Source organism: Microbacterium sp. NPDC056736 (assembly GCF_042790415.1).
Taxonomy (GTDB): domain Bacteria; phylum Actinomycetota; class Actinomycetes; order Actinomycetales; family Microbacteriaceae; genus Microbacterium.
In genome coordinates this window covers 75,021-94,699 of the sequence record NZ_JBHTZE010000004.1, presented here as the reverse complement: position 1 = coordinate 94,699, position 19,679 = coordinate 75,021, and the positions used below count along the sequence as shown (strand labels likewise).

The window sequence follows — 19,679 nt, the reverse complement described above, 5'->3', positions numbered from 1 at the left end:
AGGTCCCTCCCCCGAGATACCTTCGAGCCCCGCCATATCCGCGGGATGATCCCGCGGGGGGCCGCCGCCGTCGTGCCCCACACAAGGGCGGCCTGCCACTCTGACCAGAGAGACCGCGGGTCCCGGCATCTATTACGCGACTTCGCGAAGATTTTCTTCGGGCTCGCGGAGCAAGGCGAGGAGCGCGCATCGCGCCGCTGCGCCGGCGGGCTGCGCAGACCACTGGTCAAATCGAGGCAGGGCCGCGACAATGGACCCAGTCGCGACGCGAGACGCGCCGCGCACCGAGGCGTGCGCGATCGTGGCGCTGTGGAGTCTGGGGATTCATGGAACACGACGAGGTACGCGAACACGACGCGGTCGATGCCGACGTCGTCGCCGACTCCGACCTCGTGACCCGCACCCGCTCGGGCGACTCCGGCGCCTTCGGAGAGCTGTGGCGCCGCCACTACCGGGCGGGCGTCACGGTGGCGCGCAACATGACGTCGAGCCTGGACGCGGACGACCTGGTGCAGGAGGCGTACACCCGCATCTACCACTCCATCGTGTCCGGCGGCGGCCCCACCGGATCCTTCCGCGCGTACCTGTTCACGAGCATCCGCAACACCGCAGCGGCGTGGGGACGCGCGCGCCGCGAGACGGCGTACGACGAGCTCGACGGCGTCGAGGACCCGGCGGCCGGCGAGCACGAGAGCGAGGCCGCGCTCGACCGCGGCCTCACGCACCAGGCGTTCCGCAGCCTGCCCACGCGCTGGCAGGAGGTGCTCTGGTACTCCGAGATCGAGCAGATGAAGCCGGCCGAGATCGCGCCCCTCCTCGGCATGAAGCCGACGGCGGTGGCGCAGCTGACGTTCCGCGCGCGTGAGGGGCTGCGCGAGGCGTGGATCCAGGCGCACCTGCGCTCGGTCGCCGACGGGTCCGAGTGCCAGTGGACGATCGAGCGCCTGGGCGCCTACGCCCGGCGCAACCTCGGACGCCGCGACCACGCCAAGGTCGAGCGCCACCTGTCCAGCTGCGTGCGGTGCTCGATCGTCGCGAGCGAGGCCAAGGAGGTCTCGAGCCGCCTCGCCCTGGTGCTGCTTCCACTCGCGATCGGGGCCTCCGGCACCGCGGGGTACCTGGCGACGGTCCAGGGCGGCGGCACGACACTGGTCGCGATGGCCGAGATGCCGTCCGCCGTCGTGGAAGGCGCCGCCGCGGTCCTCCCCCGCGCGGCCGACCTCGCGATCGGCGCCGGGACCTCCACAGGCGCCGGCAGCGGCGCCGCCGCGACCACCGGCGGGACGCTCGCCGGTTCGACGAGTGCGATCGCGAGCACCGGCACCGGGGTCGGGGCGAGCGCCGTCGCGGTCACCTCGAGCGCCGGCGCCGTGGGCAGCGCGGTCGCGGCGGGGACGACGACGGGCATCGTCGCCGGCGCCGTCGGCGGGTCGACCCTGGCCGGGATCGGCGCCGCCTCGGGCCTGGCGGCTGCGGGCCTCGTGGTGGTCAGCAGTGTGGTGGCGGCGGTGGCGCTGCCGGCCGCAGCACCCGACCCTGCGCCGACACCGGCCGTGACGGCGTCCGAGCCCGGCCTCCTCGACGCGCTGCCCGGCATCGTCGATGAGGACGAACCCGCGCTGCAGCTCTCGGACGAGCCGGGCCCGGATCCCGCGGACATCTCCGTGATCGCCGAGCACGGACCGTCGGACGACGTGGTGCGGGGCAGGCGCGACACCGGCGGTCAGGGCGCGGACGGCGAGCGCCCCAGCCGGGGCGACGCCACCGACGACGAGGCCGACGGCAGCGCCGCCGAAGACGGCGACGAGGCCGGCGATGAGGCGGGCGACGCCCCCGACGGCCCGACGAAGAACGGCAACGGCAACGCGTACGGCACCGGCAACGGCAATGCGTACGGCACCGGCAACGGCAATGCGTACGGCACCGGCAACGGCAATGCGTACGGAAGCGGACGCGGCGACGAGGCGACCACGCCCGGCACGCCGGTTCAGACCCCCGGCCGCGGCAACGGCGGCGCCGCGGTCAGCGAGGAGCCGGCCGGCGACGACGATGCGGCCGGCGTGGACGAGAAGAAGCCGAGCGGCGCGCCGAACAACAGCACGCGGCCCGGCAAGACCGAGACAGCAGCGCCGGAGACGCCGGAGGCCGCAGCCCCGACGCGACCGACCGCCGCCGGCTCCCCGGCCGAGGAGAAGCGGGCGGCGTCGCCGGCCGCGGATGCACGCGGCCAGGACGCGACCGGCGCCGAGCAGGCGGCAGACGCCCGCCCAGGCCAGGCCCCCGGGAATCGACCGGCGGAGACCAGCCCGACGGCGACGAGGGGCTCGACACCGCACTCGCCGGCTGCTGCGGAGCCCGAGGAGCGCGCAACCCCGGCGGCGCCCGCCGCCGAGCCCGGCACGCCCGCCACGCCGGAGCGCCCGACTCCGACCGCCACCGGGCGCGAAACCCCCGCCCGCGAGACCCCGGCGGCGCCTGCCGCCGAGGCAGCCCAGGCGGCTGCCGACGCCACGGACAGCCGGGGGCCTGCGGCACGCGCCGACGCCGCCGCGGACGCGCGTGGGGCGGCGCCCGCCGGAGACTGACCCGGCCGGCGGGTGCGGCATCCCGCCGTAGACTGGAGGCCATGTCCGACACGACCGGCGCCACGCCTGCGCCCACGAGCAAGGCTGCGCCGCAGGCGTCCGAACCGGCACCGGGCACCCGCCCGCCGCTCTCGGCGATCGACATCGTGGCGTTCCTGTGCGAGCTCTTCGCCTTCGCCACCCTGGCGCTGTGGGGCTTCACGATGTGGCCGTTCCCGTGGAACATCGTGGCGGGCATCGCGGCTCCGGTCGTCGCCATCCTCGCCTGGGCGCTCTTCGTCTCACCGCGCGCCGTGCTCGCCGTGCATCCGTTCGTGCGCGCCGTCGTCGAGCTCCTGGTGTACGCGTCGGCGACGATCGCGTGGTGGAGCATGGGCAACGCCTGGATCGGCCTCGCCTACGGCGTCATCGCCGTCACCGCCGGCGTGATCGTCGGCCGCCGGCGCCTCTCGTGACCACGGGCGCGGACGCGCTCACCCTCCTGCGCGCCGAGCTCGGCGACCGGGTCGACACCTCACCCGCGTCGCTGGCCGCCGCGCGCGCCGACAAGTCGGGGCATGCGGCATCCGGTCACCCGATCGCCGTCGTGCACGCCCGCAGCGTCGAAGACGTCCAGCGCACCCTCCGCATCGCGAGCGAGACAGGCACGCCGGTCGTCACCCGCGGCGCGGGCACCGGCCTCGCGGGCGGCGCCAACGCGGGCGCCGGCGAGATCGCCCTCTCGGTGCGCGCCATGGACCGCATCCTCGAGGTGCGTCCGGACGACCTCCTCGCCGTCGTGGAGCCCGGCATCCTCAACGCCGACCTCAACGCCGCGCTCGCCCCGCACGGCCTCTGGTGGGCGCCCGACCCCGCGAGCCGGGCGATCTCGACCGTGGGCGGCAACATCGCGACCGGCGCCGGCGGACTGCTGTGCGCCAAGTACGGCGTGGTACGCGACGCGGTGCTGGGCGTCGACATCGTCCTGGCCGACGGACGGCTGCTCACGCTCGGCCACCGCACCGTCAAGGGGGTGACCGGCCTCGACCTCACGTCGCTGGTCATCGGGTCCGAGGGCACGCTCGGGGTGATCGTGGGCGCGACCCTGAAGCTGCGCCGGCTCATGCCCGGCGAGGTGTGCACGATCGCCGCGACCTTCCCCGACGTGCGGACGGCCGCCGAGGCATCCGCCGCCGTCACGGCGTCCGGGACGCAGCCGGCGATCATGGAGCTCATGGATGCCGCGTCCCTCGCCGCGGTGCACGCCCTGCTGTCGCTGGGCCCACCCACCCCGGGCGCCGCCCAGCTGACCATCCAGACCGACGGTCCCGCGGCCATCGCGGAGGCCGAGGCGATCGCCGCGGTGCTGCGCCGCGCCGGCGGCACGGTCGCGGTCTCGCACGATCGCGAGGAGGGCGAGCGGCTGCTGACGGTCCGCCGATCGATGCACCCCGCGATGGAGACGCTCGGCACCGCGCTCATCGAGGACGTCTCGGTGCCGCGCAGCGCGCTCCCGGCGATGTTCGACGAGATCGCCCGCGTCGAGCGCGAGCACGGCGTCGTCATCCCCACGGTCGCCCACGCCGGCGACGGCAATCTGCACCCCAACTTCATCTTCGAGGGCGTGCCCGACGAGTTCGGCGTCGTCGAGGCTCCCGAGTACATCTGGCGCGCGGCCGACGACCTGTTCCGCGCCGCGCTGCGGCTGGGCGGCACGCTCACCGGCGAGCACGGCGTCGGCGTGCTCAAGCGCCGGTGGCTCGCCGACGAGCTGGGCGAGGACCAGTGGGAGCTGCAGCGGCAGATCACCCGCCTGTTCGATCCGCAGGGCATCCTGAACCCGGGCAAGGTGTTCGCGCCGTGACCGCCACGGTGCACGTCAGCGCCGCCGTCGTGGTCGACGACGCCGGCCGGGCGCTCGTCGTCCGCAAGCACGGCGCGACGGTGTTCCAGCAGCCCGGCGGCAAGCCCGACCCCGGCGAGACCGCCCTCGACGCGGTCGTGCGCGAGGTGGCCGAGGAGACCGGCATCGTGGCCGACCGCGCCGCGTTCGAGCCGCTCGGACGGTTCACGGATGCCGCCGCCAACGAGCCGGGTCACCTCGTCGTGGCCGACGCCTACGTCCTCAGGGTTGCGGCGGGCTCGGGCACGGCGATCCCGGCGGCCGAGATCGCCGAGCTGCGGTGGATCGGCGAGCACGAGGTCGAGGCGACGCCCCTCGCACCGCTCTCAAGGAACCAGCTCATCCGCTACGCCTGGCGCTGAGCCGCGGCATCCGTCACGCGTCCGAAGCCGGGCTCAGATGCCCTGCCAGTCGGGCTTGTTGTCGAACGCGTAGCGGTAGTAGTCGGCGCGACGCAGCTGCGATGCGGCCGCCTCGTCGACGACCACCGTCGCGCGGGCGTGCAGCTGGATGGCCGACCCGGGCAGCGACGCGCTCAGCGGCCCCTCGACCGCGCCGGCGACAGCCGCCGCCTTCCCCTCGCCGAAGGCCAGGAGCAGCAGGTGACGCGCCCGCAGGATCGTGCCCAGCCCCTGCGTGATGCAGTGCATCGGCACGTCGTCGATCGAGTCGAAGAACCGCGCGTTGTCGCGCCGGGTCTGCTCGGTGAGCGTCTTCACGCGCGTCTGGGAGGCGAACGACGAGCCGGGCTCGTTGAAGCCGATGTGGCCGTCGGTGCCGATGCCGAGGATCTGCAGGTCGATGCCGCCGGCGTCCAGGATCGCCGCCTCGTACTCGTCGCCGTGGAACTCGATGCCCTCCGGCGTGCCGTCGGGCGTGCGGATCAGCTCGGGGTCGAGGCCCAGCGGCTCCACGACCTCCCGCGTGATGACCGAGCGGTAGCTCTCGGGGTGGGCCGGGTCGATCCCGACGTACTCGTCCAGCGCGAAGCCGCGCACGCGTGACACGTCCAGACCCTCCAGCCGCGGCTTCAGGGCCTCGTACACCGGAAGCGGGGTCGACCCGGTCGCAAGACCCAGGACCGTCTCGGGATTCTCTCGCACGAGCGCCGCGATGTGATCGGCGACGAGCGCCCCCGCGGCCTCCTTGTCGCGGACGATGACGATCTCAGCCATGGACCAGAGCCTCCTCGGTGTCGTGTGTGGCATCGCCCTCCGCACCCACGAGCGCGGCGCCCAGCGCCGCCGCGGGCGAACCCGGCGGCAGCAGCTCGACGCGCTCGGCGAGGTGCAGGGAGCGCATGAACGGGGATGCCTCGGCGCTGGCCGACAGCTCGGCTGCGACATCCGTCATCAGCCGATCGCCCAGCGCTGTCACACCCCCTCCGAGGACCACGATATCGACGTCGGCGGTGAGCACCAGTACCCGCACGGCGGCCGCCACGCCGCGGGCGAGACCCGCGCGCAGCCGCTGCGCCGACGGATCGCCCGCGTCGGCGGCGTCGAACACGTCGCGCACGGGGAGGGCCGAGCGCCGCCCCCATCGCTCGGCGATGGCCCCGCCGCCCGCGAAGGCCTCGATGCACCCCCGCTGCCCGCAGCGGCAGACCGGCCCGTTCGGGTCGATGGAGATGTGACCCACCTCGCCGGCGGCACCGCGCGCCCCTCGCCACAGCGTTCCCTCCGACACGATGCCGGCCGCGACGCCGGTGCCGAGGTTCAGATACGCCATCGACCGCGGCGGCGGTCCCGAGACCGCATGCAGCGCGTGGGCGCCGAGAGCGGCCGCCTTGACGTCGTTCTCCACCCGCACGGGCACGCCGAGCCGGGGCGAGACCGCCGCGGCGAGGTCCAGCTCGTCGACGCCGAGGTTGACCGCATGCACGACGCGTCCGGTCCCCGGCTCGACCTGGCCGGGGATGCCGACCCCCACCGACCGCACCGCGCCGAGGTCGACACCGGTCTCGGCGCCGAGGGCCCGCACGGCGTCCACCACCGTGTCGACGACGGCATCCGGTCCCCATCCCGTGGCCACCCGCAGACGACCGATGACGGCACCGGCATCGTCCACCGCGACGACGTCGGTCTTGGTTCCGCCGACGTCCAGCCCGATCCTCATCCGCCGGCCTCCCCGCGGGACGCCGGCCCAGAACCCCCGCGCATCAGCCCTTGACCGCCCCGGACACCAGACCGCTGGTCATGCGGTGCTGGACGATGAGGAAGAAGACGATGACAGGCACTGCCATGATCGTGGAGGCGGCCATGACGACCGCCCAGTCGGTCGCCTTCGTCGCCTGCACGAAGGCCCGCAGCCAGATGGGCAGCGTGAGCGACTCCGGGCGCGTCATGATGACGAGGGCGAAGACGAACTCGTTCCAGGCCTGGATGAAGGCGAACACCCCGGTCGCGATCAGTCCCGGCGCGAGCAGCGGGAACGTGATGCGCCAGAAGGCGCCCGAGCGACTGCATCCGTCGATCATCGCAGCCTCTTCGAGGTCGGCGGGCACGCCGTTGACGAAGCCGCGCAGCGTCCAGATCGTGAACGGCAGCACGAACGCGATGTAGACGAAGCTCAGGCCGATGATCGTGTTGAGCAGGTACCAGCCGTCCAGCACGCGGAACACCGAGACGATCATGGCCTCCGCGGGGATCATCTGGATCACGAGGATCGCGACGATGAAGGACGTCCGCGTGCGGAAACGGTAGCGCGACACCGCGACAGCCCCGAGGAAGGCGAAGGCGAGCGCCACCACGAGCGTGATGCCGGTCACCGCCATCGAGTTGAAGAGCGCGTTCACCAGGCTGTCGTCGCCGAGCGCCTCCTGATAGTTGCTCAGGGTGAACTCGTCGGGCCACCAGTGCGGCGTGGTCGAGCGCACCGCGGATGCCGGCAGCAGCGACGTGTTCACCATCCAGTAGACGGGGAAGAGCGAGGCGACGATGACGACGAGGGCGGCGGCGTTCAGCGACACCCGTGCCACGGCGCGGCGGGGGCGGCCTGTCATGACTCCTCCTTCAGCATGGTGCGGATCCAGTAGCCCGAGATGACCAGCAGGAGGATGACGAGGATCACCGAGATCGCTCCCCCCGCGCCGAGGTCGCCGGAGGCCATCGAGACGCTGTAGATGTAGACGCCGATGGTGTTGGTCTCGGCGCGGACGCCGCCGATCGACTGCAGCGCGTAGATCTGGGCGAACACGCGGAGGTCCCAGATGATCTGGAGGACCAGCAGCACCAGCAGCACGGACCGCAGGTAGGGCATGACGATGAGGCGGAACCGGGCGAAGCCGCCGGCGCCGTCGAGGGAGGCCGCCTCCAGCACCTCGTCCGGGACCTGCATGAGCGCGGCGTAGGTGCTGAACGCGACGAACGGGATCGCTCCCCACGTGATGATGATCGCCGCGACGGCGTAGAAGCTCGTGGGGTCGATCAGCCAGCTGTGGCCGATCCAGTTCTCACCCGTGAGCTGGGTCAGCAGCCAGTTCACGAGTCCGTACTGGGTGTCGAAGATCCAGCCCCACACGATGGTGGCGGTCAGCGCCGGCATCGCCCAGGCCAGGAGCAGCGAGATCGACACCGCGGTGCGCATCACCGCGCCGAGCCTGGTCATCATCACCGCGATCGCGACGCCGAGGAGCATGGTGGCCACGACGCTCACGACGCAGAGGGCGACGCTGCGTCCGAGCACGGCCCAGAACTCGGGGTCGGTCAGCACGGAGACGTAGTTGTCGATGCCGATGAACTCCGGTGCGGCGCCGAAGATCTGCGCACGCCCGAACTCCTGGAACGACATGATCACGAGCTGCACCAGGGGCCAGCCGATGAAGACGACGAGCATGATGAGCGCGGGTGTGAGCAGCGCGAGCGGCGCCCACGGGAAGCCGCGCCGTCGCGGCTGTTCGGGTTCGGGCCGTGACGCCGACGGCGAGGCCGGCGGTGCGGATGCCTCCGCGGGAATGGTCGTCATGGCGAACCTCCTCTCAAGATCGTGCGAGCCCTGGGGGCGGGCATGGAACGGGGTGCCCCGCGGCACGAGGCACCCCGCTCCCGAGGATCAGCCGTTCAGGATCTCTTCGATCTGCTCATCGGCCGCGGTGGCGAGCTCTTCGATGTCGCCGCCGTTCGCGATGTTGACGAACAGGTCCTGCATGATGCCCTGCGCCTCGACGTCGGCCCAGTTGGGCGATGCCGGCGTGAGCTTCGCGTCGGCAGCCGCCTCGGCGATGACGGTCGCGAGCTCGGGGGTGGCCGCGGCCACCTTGTCGCCGAGCGAGACGAGGGCGGGGACCAGACCGTTCTCGGCGAGGATCGTCTGGTACTCCTCGCTCAGCATGATCTGCAGCGCGCTCTTGGCCAGGTCCGGGTTCTGCGACTTGGCCGCGATGCCGATGTTGGATCCGCCCGCGAAGACCTGCGCAGCGCCGCCGTCCATGCCAGGGAGGGCGAAGTAGCCCGTGAGGTCTGCGACCGGGGTGGGCTGCTTGTCCTCATCGGCGACGATCGACCAGTACGCCCAGCTCGGCGCGGAGTAGGTGGCCGACTGCTCGGTGCGGAAGGGGACCCAGCCCTCGGCCTCGTCGCCGTCCTTCGGCGCGAGGGAGGCCTCGGTCATCAGCTGCTGCACCTGCGCGAGACCGGCGAGGGACTCGTCGCTGGACAGCTGCGCATCCCACTCGTCGCCGTCCTGGACGGCGATCTCTCCGCCGTTCTCCCAGATGAAGGGCAGCGCGTTGTACCAGTCCTTGCCCGGGAAGTACACGCCCGACACCCCCGGCAGCGCCCCGGCCAGGGTCACGCCGTTCGACACGTACTCGTCGAGGGTCGTGGGTACCGCGACGCCCGCCTGCTCGTACATGGCGGTGTTGTAGAACACGACCCGCGCGCCGGAGTAGTACGGGGCCGCGAACAGCGTGTCGTCCCAGCTGCCCGCCTCGACGAAGCCGGGGAGCAGGTCGTCGCCGCCGAGGTCGCCCTCGATGTCGTCGAGGCTCAGCAGCGCGCCGCTGGAGGTGAAGGCCGGAGCCTGCGTGTTGCCCATCTCGACGATGTCCGGGCTGTCGTTGGACGACAGGCTGGTGGTCAGCTTGTCGACGAGGCCCGTCCACTGCTGCTCCTCGATGACCAGCGTCGACCCCGGGTTCTCCTCCTCGAAGGTCTCCTTCAGGTAGTCCCGCGCGTCCTGCGGCGTGTCGGTGCCGACGAGCCACACGCGGATCTCGGCGCCCTCCTCCGACGAGGAGCCGCCCTCGTCGCTGCTGCCGGCGCAGCCGGCGAGCACCAGTGCCGAGGCGCCGATGAGCGCCACAGCTCCGAGCGTCTTCTTCATGGTGTCTTCCTTCGTGTTCTGTTCGGTGTTCTCTTGGTTCGGGTGGGCCGGGTGGCCCATCCGGGGGGAATCGGGGTTTCCGGGACGAACCCGGACAGACAGCGCCGTCAGGACACCCCGAGTTGACCTGACAGGACCATGACGGCCGCGCCGCGCAGGACGATGTCCTGGCCTTGCTCCGTCATCCGCACCCGCACGCCCTCGTCGTCGGACGACGCGAGCGTGCGCGCACGGAGGGTCTCGACGGTCTGGTCCGCGAGGGACCCGCCGAGGAGTTCAGGGGGGCCGGAGAGGACGATCTCCGACACGTCGAGGGTGCCGACGACCGGTGCGAGCGCGATCCCGAGTCGCTCCCCCGCATCGCGGAGGACGCCCTCGCGGGCATCGGGATCGGATGCCGCGGCCAGCCGCGACGACAGCGAGGGCACCGACAGCCAGGCCTCGAGGCATCCGACCCGACCGCACGCGCAGCGGGGACCGCCGTCGGTCCCGACCGTCACATGGCCGATCTCGCCCGCAGCGAAGCGGCTGCCGCGCATGGGCTGACCGGCCAGCAGCAGCCCAGAGCCCACGCCTCGGCCGACCTTGACGAGCAGCACGTCGTCGGGTGCGCCGCCGAAGGTGTACTCGGCCAGCACCGCGGCGTTCGCGTCGTTGGCGACCAGCACGGGGAGCCCGAGCGCGCCGCGCAGCGCGCCCTCGAGGTCGAAGCCCGCCCAGCCGAAGTTCGGGGCCGTGAGGATCACGCCGCGGTCGTCCACGACGCCGGGCGTGCCGACGCCGATGCCGAGCACCGGGGCGTGCGAGTCGGCCACGAGCGCGCGGGCGAGGTCGACGACCGTCGTCACGACGTCCTCGTCGGCCGGCAGCGGGACCTCGCGCCGCGCGACGATGCTGCCGTCGAGGGTCAGCACCGCGCCGATGAAGGTGTCGCTGCCGGACAGATCCAGGCCGACGATGCGGTGGCCGTCGTGGTCGAGGTCGACGAGGATGGCGGGCTTGCCCGGGCCTGACGCCTCGCGCACGCCCCGCTCCGAGACGAAGCCGTCGGCGATGAGCTCGGCGACGAGGTCGGAGATCGTGACGCGCGTGAGCCCGGTCTCCCTTGACAGGTCGGCGCGGCTCATGGCGCCCTGGTGGAACAGGGTCTGCAGCACCAGCGACCGGTTGTGGCCGCGAGCGTGCTCCGGCAGCACCTTGCGCCCCTGGCGCAGCGTGCGTCCGGGGGTGAACGCGCCGGACCCGGACACCGGTGGGGCGTCCGCGACAGAGGCGCTGCGCTGCGTTTCCGTGTTCGGCATGTTTGTTAGTAGAGCTTACGAACTAACTTTCCGCAACCCTCAGAGCCTATTTGCGCGGAGGCTTTACAAAACCGTGACCTCCCGCGCAGGCGGTCCGAAACGCGTCCACGCACGTTTCGCAGCGTGACCGGCGATTCATGCGTGATCAGGCCGTAACCTCATGGGTGGCCTCCGTCACCTACCATGGGGGAAGCGTTTATCACAGTCGGGGGTGTTGGCGTGACAGATCTGGCGACCCAGTCGCAGGCCGGTGAGGCGTCTTCAGAAGACGACGACCGGGCCCAGCAGGCCGTCGAAAGCGACGAGACCGCGGTCGAGACGGAGCCGGCCGACGAGCCGGAGGGGGCCGTCGACGCCGAGGAGGCCGTCGAGGCGGAGCCGGTCGACGAGCCCGCTCCGGCCGACGAAGCGGAGCCGGCCGACGAGCCCGAGCCGGCCGACGAGCCCGAGCCGGAGGCCGCCGCGACAGCCGCGCTCGCCACGCCGGCGGCCACGACTCCGGTGCCGCCGCTCCCCTCGATCTCTGCCGACGCCGCCGTCTACGCGTGGGCGCCCGCCGAGCCCAAGGCCAAGAAGAGGCGCACCGGGCTCTGGATCACCGCGGCCGCCGGCGTCGCCGTCGTCGGACTGGTGGTGTCATCGCTCGTGCTGATCGCCCCCGGCACCACGGTCGCCGGGGTTCCGGTCGGATGGCTGACGCCCGGCGCCGCCGCCGACGCGATCGACGGCAGCCTCGCCGAGACCACGGTCGTCATCGCCGGCGAGGACGGTGACGTCGAACTGACGGGCGCCGAGCTCGGAGCGACCGTCGACGCGCAGGCTCTCGCCGACGCCGCGTTCGCGCAGCACCCGATGTGGAACGTGACGTCGTGGTTCCAGAGCACCGACGCAGAGGTCGCGCTCGACGCCGCCACCGCGACCGCAGCACTCAGCGAGGCGGTCCCCCAGCTGTACACCGATCCGGTCGACGCGACGCTGGCCTTCGATCCGGCGTCGGCCTCGTATGCGGTGACGCCGGCTGTTCCGGGCACCGGGATCGACCTCGCCACCGTGCAGGCCGCCCTGCAGGACGCCCTGATGACCGGCGCCCGGAGCGCCGACGTCGAGCCCGTGGCGGTCGAGATCCCGGCCGGCATCTCGACCGAGACGGCGGACGCCACGGTGGCACAGCTGAACGGGATGCTCGACACGGCCGGCTTCTACGTCGGCGAGGAGCGCACGGTGCCGATCGATCGCGCCACCCTGGCGGGGTGGTTGAACGTGGCGCCCGACACCGAGAGCGGCGGCTTCGAGATCACCGCCGACAGCGCGGCGATCCAGACCACGGTGGACGGCCTTGCGGCGGCCATCAACCGGCCGGTCGAGAACGGCGCGGTCATCACCAACTCGGCGGGCACCGTGCTCCGCGAGGAGGCTGCGGGAGTGTCCGGGCGGGAGCTCGGCGACACCTCGAACGTGGCCTCCGACTTCGCCGAGCAGCTCGCCACCGGAAACGCGGTGTTCGCGGCGCCCGTGACCGAGACTGCACCTGAGATGAGGACTCTGGCTCGCACGGTCGAGGTGAACCTGTCCAGCCAGACGGCGTATCTCTTCGAGAACGGCAACGTCGTCGGCACGTACGCGATCTCGTCAGGGCGGGCCGCCACCCCGACCCCGACGGGACACTTCACCGTGAACGCGTACACCCGCATCCAGGACCTGGGGGCGCTCTGCTACAACCCGGAGGCACAGAACAGCTACTGCACGGAGGACGTGCCCTGGATCACGTGGTTCGCGCCGGACATCGCCTTCCACGGCACGTATTGGCACAACAACTTCGGTACGCCGATGAGCCACGGCTGCGTGAACATGACCGAGTCGGCCGCCAAGTTCGTCTACGACTGGACCGCCCGAGGCACCGAGGTGTGGGTTCACCACTGACCTGCTCGGCGACGACCTGAGAACGAGGAAGGGCGGATGCCGCAGCATCCGCCCTTCCTGCTCTCGGGGTTTCAGAGCGCGTCGATCACGGCGTTGAAGGTCGCCGACGGACGCATGATTCCCGCCACGAGCTCGGCGTCGGGACGGTAGTAGCCGCCGATCTCGGCCGGCGAGCCCTGGACGGCGTTCAGCTCCTCGACGATCTTCTGCTCGTCGGCCGCGAGCGCCTCGGCCACCGGCGCGAAGACCGCTGCCAGCTCGGGATCCGCCTGCTGCGCGGCGAGCTCCTGCGCCCAGTACAGCGCGAGGTAGAAGTGGCTTCCGCGGTTGTCGATCGTCCCGAGCGCACGGCCGGGCGACTTGTCGTTCTCGAGGAACGTTCCGGTCGCGGCATCCAGCGTGTCGGCCAGGACCTGCGCCTTGACGTTGCCGGTGAAGTCCGCGAGGTGCTCCAGCGACGCGGCGAGCGCGAAGAATTCGCCGAGCGAATCCCAGCGCAGGTAGTTCTCCGAGACGAGCTGCTGCACGTGCTTCGGAGCCGAACCGCCGGCGCCGGTCTCGAAGAGCCCACCGCCCGAGAGCAGCGGCACGATCGAGAGCATCTTGGCGCTGGTGCCGACCTCGAGGATCGGGAACAGGTCGGTGTTGTAGTCGCGCAGCACGTTGCCGGTGACCGAGATGGTGTCCTCACCCTTGCGAAGCCGGTCGAGCGAGTACTGCGTCGCCGCCGCCGGAGCGAGGATCTCGATCGTGAGGCCCTCGGTGTCGTGGTCGGCCAGGTACGTCTTCACCTTGCCGATCAGTTCGGCGTCGTGGGCGCGGGTCTCATCGAGCCAGAACACCGCGGGAGTGGCGCTCGCGCGAGCTCGCGTGACGGCGAGCTTGACCCAGTCGCGGATCGCGACGTCCTTGGTCTGGGTCGCCCGCCAGATGTCGCCCCGCTGCACGGCGTGCTCGAGGAGCACGTCGCCGGAACCGCCGACGACCTGGACGACGCCGGGAGCCGCGATTTCGAAGGTCTTGTCGTGGCTGCCGTACTCCTCGGCCGCTTGCGCCATGAGACCGACGTTCGGCACCGAGCCGATCGTGGCGGGGTCGAGCGGGCCGTGGGCATTCACGTCGTCGATCACGGTCTGGAACACGCCGGCGTACGACGAGTCGGGGATCACGGCGAGCGTGTCGTCCTCGCCGCCGTCGACGCCCCAGAGCTTGCCACCGTTGCGGATGAGCGCCGGCATCGAGGCGTCCACGATCACGTCGGAGGGAACGTGCAGGTTCGTCAGGCCCTTGTCCGAGTTGGTGTACGACAGGCGAGGACCGCGCTCGAGGTCGGCCGCGATGGCCGCCGCGATCTCGTCACCGCCCTCGACCGACGGAAGGCCGGCGAGGATCGCGCCGAGGCCGTCGTTCGGGGTCAGGCCCGCCTCGGCGATCTTGTCGCCGTAGGTGGCGAACACGTCGGCGAAGTAGGCCTTGACGACATGGCCGAAGATGATCGGGTCGCTGACCTTCATCATGGTCGCCTTGAGGTGCACCGAGTAGAGCACGTCGTCGGCTGCGGCATCCTTGAGCGTCTGCGCCAGGAAGGCGTCGAGCTCGGACGCCGAGAGGAAGGTCGCGTCGATGATCTCGCCCGGCAGCACCTTCAGGCCGGTCTTGAGCTCGGTGACCGTGCCGTCGGCGGCCACGTGCTGGATGGTCAGCACGTCGTCGGCGGGGGAGACGAAGGACTTCTCGTTCGAGCGGAAGTCGTCGTGGCCCATCGTGGCGACGCGGGTCTTCGAGCCCTCGGCGAACGCCTTGTTGCGGTGCGGGTGCTTGCGCGCGTAGTTCTTCACCGAGAGCGGTGCGCGCCGGTCGCTGTTGCCCTCGCGCAGCACCGGGTTGACCGCGGAGCCCTTGATGCGGTCGTAGCGGGCGCGGACGTCCTTCTGCTCGAGCGTCTCGGCCTCGTCCGGGTAGTCGGGGATGTCGTAGCCCTGCGACCGCAGCTCGGCGATGGCGGCCTTGAGCTGCGGGATCGACGCCGAGATGTTCGGCAGCTTGATGATGTTCGCCTCGGGGAGGGTGGCGAGGCCGCCGAGCTCGGCGAGCGCGTCGCCCACCTGCTGTTCGGGGGTGAGGTTCTGGGGGAATGCCGCGAGGATGCGGCCGGCCAGTGAGATGTCGCGCGTCTCGACGTCCACACCCGCCTGGCGGGTGACGGCCTGCACGATCGGCAGGAACGATGCGGTCGCGAGAGCCGGGGCCTCGTCGGTGTAGGTGTAGATGATGGTGGAGTCGGTCACCTGTCACGTCCTTCTTGCGGGTCGGCTGTCAGCCTATCGCAACAGGCCCGGAGATATCTCGACGTCAAGATATCTCCGCGTATGAACACCGTGTTAATCCGACATCCCGGCGGTGCCGGATGCGTCCATCCCCGCTAGCCTGTGCGTTATGGGTGACCTGCGACTCGTCGAACTGTCCGCCGCCACCATCGTGGCGGTCAACAATATGTCGCTGAAGCCCGGGCAGGAGGAGTACCTGTCCCCCGTCAGCTACGGCATCGCCGCGACGGTGGTCAATCCGCAGACGACCTGGCAGCGCGTCGTGCTCGACGGCGAGGAGGTCGTCGCCTTCGTGAGCGGCAACTTCGACCCCGACGCCCCGCAGGAGCACTTCCGCTCGGTCCTGTGGCGCATCAACGTCGACGCCGACGACCAGGGCCGCGGCGTCGGCCGGTTCGCGGTCGCAGGACTCCTGGAGGAGGCCCGCAACCGGGGCATGGACCACGTCAACGTCATCTACGAGGCGGGCGAGGGCGGCCCGCAGGCATTCTTCGAGCGCGTGGGCTTCACACCGGTCGGGGAGACCGAGTACGGTGAAGTGATCGCGGAGATGCGCCTGTAAGACGCGGGCGCGACACTCGCTCTGCCACGACGCCGCCCGGACTGGGGCTTCCGAGACCGGCGGCGGGGCCTCGAATACCCCTCCCCCATCGAGGCCTCGTCGCCCTCTGCGGCACCGTCGAAACGCTTCGTCGCGAACGCGCTAGGGTATGCCCGTGCCGAGATTCGATCTGTCCCCCGCCGAGCTCGAGACCTTCGCCCCGGAGGTCCGCGAACCCGCCGACTTCGACGCCTTCTGGGCCGACACCCTCGCCGAGTCACGCCGAGCGGATGCCGCGCCCGTCCTCACCCGTGTCGACACGGCGCTCACCCTGGTCGACGTCTACGACGTCACCTTCCCGGGCTTCGCCGGTGACCCGGTGCGCGCCTGGCTCACCCTCCCGGCGGGTGCGGAGGGCCCGCTGCCGGCCGTCGTGGAGTTCCAGGGCTACGGCGGCGGCCGCGGGGTCGCGGGCGAGCGGGTCAACTGGGCGGTCGCGGGCTATGCCCACCTGTTCATGGACACGCGCGGCCAGGGGTCCATGTGGGGCTCCGGCGGCGACACGCTCGACCCCCACGGCACGGGTCCCTCCTCGTCCGGGTTCATGACCCGCGGCATCGAGGACCCCGCCGCGTACTACTACCGCCGCGTCTACACCGACGCGGTCCGCGCCGTCGACGCGGTGCGCTCGCTCCCCCAGGTCGACGCGGAGCGCGTCGCGGTCTGCGGCGCGAGCCAGGGAGGCGGCATCGCGATCGCCGCGGCCGGACTGTCGGAGGGCCTGGTCGCGGTCATGCCCGACGTGCCGTTCCTGTGCCACTTCGAGCGCGCGGTCGGGCTGACCGGCGACGACCCGTATCAGGAGGTGGTCCGGTATCTGGCCGTCCACCGCGGCGCCGACGACCGGGTGTTCGAGACGCTGTCCTACTTCGACGGGGTCAACATGGCGAAGCGGGCGGATGCCGCGGCCCTGTACTCCGTCGCGCTCATGGACACCATCTGCCCGCCGTCGACGGTGTACGCGGCGTTCAACCGCCACACCGCCGCCACGAAGCGGATCGAGGTCTACACGCACAACGGCCACGAAGGCGGCCAGGCGTTCCAGTTCCCGAAGCAGGCCCGCTTCCTCGCCGGACTCCTCTGACGCACCCCGGCCCTCGTCAGGCCGGAGCCCGGTCGGCGGGCGGGCGCTCGCCCGTGCCACGCTCGACCACCCACGTCGGCAGCTCCAGTCGGCGCGTGAACCCGGCGGGGTCCTGCATCCGCTCGATCGCGAGCGTCGCCGCGGCGCGTCCGAGCGCCAGCGGGTCGTAGGTGACCACCGACACGCCGAGCACGTCGGCGGTGTCGAAGTCGTCGAAGCCGATGAGGGCGGTGCGGCCGTCGTCGTGGCGGTCGCGCAGCACGCGGAGCGCGCCGACCGTGACCCGGTTGTTGCCGGTGATGATCGCCGTCGGCGCGTCGGGCTGGTCGAGCAGGTCGGCGATGAAGCCGTCGGCCGGCACCGACAGGTCGTCGGCGAGCCGCTCCCATCGGGATGAGTCGTGGATGCCGTAGGCGGCCAGCGCGTCCCGGTAGCCGCGCAGCCGCTCGGCCTGGGTGTAGACGGATGCCGGATTGCAGATGTAGCCGATGCGCCGATGCCCGCGCTCCAGCAGACGCGTCGTGGCGTCGAAGACGCCGCGGTGGTTCTCCAGGACGAGGCAGTCGGCGACGAGGTTGCGTGCCGGTCGGTCGATCGCGATGACCGGGGTCCCGAGGTGGCGCTCCCCCTCGAGGTAGGACTGGTCCTCGGCGACGGGGATCAGCAGCAGCGCCCCCAGTCGCTGACCCAGCAGCGTCTCGGCGACCCGCTCCTCCCCTTCGGCGGTGTCGTCGGTGGTCGCCACCACGAGGGAGAACCCGTTCGCGGACAGCTCGCGCTCGATGCCCGCCGCGACCTTGTAGTAGAAGGGGTTGTTCAGCTCGCCCATGATGAACCCGATCGTGTTCGTCGGGCCGCCCCGCCGCAGATTGCGGGCGAGCGGGTTGGGACGGAAGCGCAGCCGTTTGGCGGCGACGAGCACGCGATCCACCGTGTCGGGGGCGACGAGGTCGCGATGCGTGAACACCCGCGACACCGTCTTGGAACTCACGCCCGCCAGACGGGCGACGTCTTCGAGCGTTGCGCGCTGCTGAACGGTCATCGGTGTGGCCTCCTCGCCGACGCCACCACGCTAGCACCGTCCTGCAACTGATGTCCACGTAGGACATTTCACAGACATTCGGACGGCCCCCGCGCGAGCGATGGAGGAAATATGCCGGGTTATGATGCTTTTTTTCTCACGCTTCACATCGCGGACAGGCTTAGACAGCGCTGACATCCGACGGTTGCGAAACCGCTTCGAATGCCTTTAGCCTGACGGCGCGACGAACCACGCAACGGTGCGAACAGCCGCACCGGAAAGTTCAAGGGCGAACCTGACAAGGAGCATCACATGGCCAAGAAGGCACTCGCGGGCATCGCGCTCGCGGCCACCGCCGCGGTCGCGCTGAGCGGCTGCGCCGGCGGCGGGGCGGGCGACGACGCCGACAACACGATCGACGGCGAGGTGAAGGGCGACATCAAGGTCGTCACCTGGCGCACCGACCTCGTCGAGGACGGCACGTTCGAGAAGTACGCGGAGGAGTTCAACAAGAAGTACCCGGACGTGAACGTGACGTTCGAGGGCATCACCGACTACGCCGGCGAGATGCTCACGCGCATGAGCACGACCAACTACGGGGACGTCATCGGGATCCCCGCGATCAAGCCGGAGCAGTACGAGCAGTTCCTCGAGCCCCTCGGCGAGACGTCGGACTTCGAGGACACGTACCGCTTCCTCCCCGCCGCGAGCTACGACGGCACCCAGTACGGCATCGCCTGGGGAGGCAACGCCAACGGCGTCGTCTACAACAAGCGCATCTTCGAAGAGGCCGGCGTCACCGAGCTGCCGACCTCCGAGGCGGAGTGGCTGGATGCCCTGCAGCAGGTGAAGGACGACACCGACGCGATCCCGCTGTACACGAACTACAAGGACGGCTGGCCGCTGACGCAGAGCTTCGGCAACCTCGGTGTCGTCACCGACGATGCCGACGCGCCGATCACCATGGCGGAGGATCCCGCGCCGTGGACCGAGGGCACCGACGTCTACGCGATCGACTCGCTGCTGTACGAATCGGTGGCGGCAGGCCTGACCGAGGACGACCCGCTCACCACCAACTGGGAGCAGTCCAAGGTCGACCTCGGCACCGGAAAGATCGCCGCGATGACGCTCGGATCGTGGGCGATCTCGCAGATGCAGGCGGCCGCCGAGGACAACGGCGCATCCGCCGACGACATCGGCTACATGGCGTTCCCGGCGAACGTCGACGGCCGGCAGCTCGCGGTGATCGGCGGGGACTACAACCTCGCGGTCAGCAAGCACTCCAAGGCCAAGGCGGCGGCGTGGGCCTGGATCCAGTGGGTGGTCGAGGACTCCGGCTACACCGAGGCGCAGGGCATGATCTCGCCGGTGCTCGACAAGCCGCTCCCCGAGAACCTGCAGGGCTTCGAGGAGGCGGGCGTCGAGCTGATGGAGATCAACCCCGCCCCGGCCGGCAAGGAGGGACTCATCAACAACATCGCCGATGACTCCCAGATCGACCTGTACGGCCCGATCTACCGGCAGAAGCTCGTCGACATCGCCCGCGGCGCGGCCGACGGCGACAAAGAGAGCTACTTCGCCGAGCTGAACGAGCGCTGGGGCGCGTCGGTCGAGAAGCTCGCGGGCTGAGCGG

At 71.2% G+C, this 19,679-nt stretch carries 16 protein-coding genes; 8 read left to right on the top strand and 8 right to left on the bottom strand.

What is annotated here, in order from left to right; genetic code table 11:
• Positions 1–326 precede the first annotated feature (326 nt).
• From ACFRAL_RS09875 to ACFRAL_RS09860, 4 genes are read left to right on the top strand one after another with little or no spacing between them, the layout of a single operon-like run.
• Positions 327–2,585: a sigma-70 family RNA polymerase sigma factor gene (locus tag ACFRAL_RS09875; RefSeq protein WP_378882282.1), complete on the top strand. Its 2,259-nt coding sequence runs from the start codon at positions 327–329 to the stop codon at positions 2,583–2,585.
• 41 nt (positions 2,586–2,626) lie between these two features.
• Complete coding sequence (locus ACFRAL_RS09870) at positions 2,627–3,040, top strand: YrdB family protein (protein ID WP_336398330.1); 414 nt, start codon at positions 2,627–2,629, stop codon at positions 3,038–3,040.
• Positions 3,037–4,428 (top strand): FAD-binding oxidoreductase, encoded by a 1,392-nt coding sequence (locus ACFRAL_RS09865; RefSeq protein WP_378882279.1) that lies wholly within the window; start codon positions 3,037–3,039, stop codon positions 4,426–4,428. Before ACFRAL_RS09870 ends, ACFRAL_RS09865 begins: the two co-directional genes overlap by 4 nt.
• Positions 4,425–4,829 (top strand): NUDIX domain-containing protein, encoded by a 405-nt coding sequence (locus ACFRAL_RS09860; RefSeq protein WP_378882277.1) that lies wholly within the window; start codon positions 4,425–4,427, stop codon positions 4,827–4,829. Before ACFRAL_RS09865 ends, ACFRAL_RS09860 begins: the two co-directional genes overlap by 4 nt.
• A 33-nt stretch (positions 4,830–4,862) precedes the next feature.
• Here ACFRAL_RS09860 and ACFRAL_RS09855 read toward each other — a convergent pair whose 3' ends face one another.
• The 6 genes from ACFRAL_RS09855 to ACFRAL_RS09830 all read right to left on the bottom strand — a co-directional run bounded on the left by ACFRAL_RS09855 (position 4,863) and on the right by ACFRAL_RS09830 (position 11,093).
• Positions 4,863–5,642, bottom strand: coding sequence for a glucosamine-6-phosphate deaminase (locus ACFRAL_RS09855; RefSeq protein WP_378882274.1), 780 nt, complete (start codon positions 5,640–5,642; stop codon positions 4,863–4,865).
• The gene (locus ACFRAL_RS09850; RefSeq protein ID WP_336398326.1) at positions 5,635–6,585 is read right to left on the bottom strand and encodes an ROK family protein; all 951 of its coding nucleotides are present in this window, start codon (positions 6,583–6,585) and stop codon (positions 5,635–5,637) included. The genes ACFRAL_RS09855 and ACFRAL_RS09850 overlap by 8 nt, the downstream gene beginning before the upstream one ends.
• Positions 6,586–6,628: 43 nt before the next feature.
• Positions 6,629–7,471, bottom strand: coding sequence for a carbohydrate ABC transporter permease (locus tag ACFRAL_RS09845; RefSeq protein WP_336398325.1), 843 nt, complete (start codon positions 7,469–7,471; stop codon positions 6,629–6,631).
• Entirely contained in the window at positions 7,468–8,433 is a 966-nt protein-coding gene (locus ACFRAL_RS09840; RefSeq protein WP_336398324.1) for a sugar ABC transporter permease, read from the bottom strand. The genes ACFRAL_RS09845 and ACFRAL_RS09840 overlap by 4 nt, the downstream gene beginning before the upstream one ends.
• A gap of 87 nt (positions 8,434–8,520) precedes the next feature.
• Positions 8,521–9,792, bottom strand: a complete 1,272-nt coding sequence (locus ACFRAL_RS09835) for an extracellular solute-binding protein (RefSeq protein ID WP_336398323.1) — start codon at positions 9,790–9,792, stop codon at positions 8,521–8,523.
• 107 nt (positions 9,793–9,899) lie between these two features.
• Entirely contained in the window at positions 9,900–11,093 is a 1,194-nt protein-coding gene (locus ACFRAL_RS09830) for an ROK family transcriptional regulator (protein ID WP_336398322.1), read from the bottom strand.
• A gap of 219 nt (positions 11,094–11,312) precedes the next feature.
• On the opposite strand from ACFRAL_RS09830, the gene ACFRAL_RS09825 reads away from it, so the two are divergent.
• A complete protein-coding gene (locus ACFRAL_RS09825; RefSeq protein WP_378882267.1) occupies positions 11,313–13,013 on the top strand; it encodes a L,D-transpeptidase in 1,701 nt (566 codons plus the stop codon).
• Between the two features lie 71 nt (positions 13,014–13,084).
• Here ACFRAL_RS09825 and ACFRAL_RS09820 read toward each other — a convergent pair whose 3' ends face one another.
• On the bottom strand, positions 13,085–15,301 hold the full coding sequence (locus ACFRAL_RS09820; RefSeq protein WP_378882264.1) for an NADP-dependent isocitrate dehydrogenase: 2,217 nt from the start codon (positions 15,299–15,301) through the stop codon (positions 13,085–13,087).
• Between the two features lie 148 nt (positions 15,302–15,449).
• Here ACFRAL_RS09820 and ACFRAL_RS09815 point away from each other — a divergent pair, with 148 nt between their 5' ends.
• Both ACFRAL_RS09815 and ACFRAL_RS09810 read left to right on the top strand, forming a co-directional pair.
• Positions 15,450–15,902 carry a GNAT family N-acetyltransferase gene (locus ACFRAL_RS09815; protein WP_336398319.1) on the top strand — a complete coding sequence of 151 codons (453 nt, stop codon included), beginning with the start codon at positions 15,450–15,452 and terminating at the stop codon, positions 15,900–15,902.
• A 154-nt stretch (positions 15,903–16,056) separates the two neighbouring features.
• Complete coding sequence (locus ACFRAL_RS09810) at positions 16,057–17,025, top strand: acetylxylan esterase (RefSeq protein WP_336398318.1); 969 nt, start codon at positions 16,057–16,059, stop codon at positions 17,023–17,025.
• A gap of 16 nt (positions 17,026–17,041) precedes the next feature.
• On the opposite strand, the gene ACFRAL_RS09805 is transcribed toward ACFRAL_RS09810, so the two are convergent.
• Positions 17,042–18,067 (bottom strand): LacI family DNA-binding transcriptional regulator, encoded by a 1,026-nt coding sequence (locus tag ACFRAL_RS09805; RefSeq protein ID WP_336398317.1) that lies wholly within the window; start codon positions 18,065–18,067, stop codon positions 17,042–17,044.
• A gap of 291 nt (positions 18,068–18,358) precedes the next feature.
• Here ACFRAL_RS09805 and ACFRAL_RS09800 point away from each other — a divergent pair, with 291 nt between their 5' ends.
• Positions 18,359–19,675: an ABC transporter substrate-binding protein gene (locus tag ACFRAL_RS09800; protein ID WP_336398316.1), complete on the top strand. Its 1,317-nt coding sequence runs from the start codon at positions 18,359–18,361 to the stop codon at positions 19,673–19,675.
• The last annotated feature ends 4 nt before the right edge of the window (positions 19,676–19,679 follow it).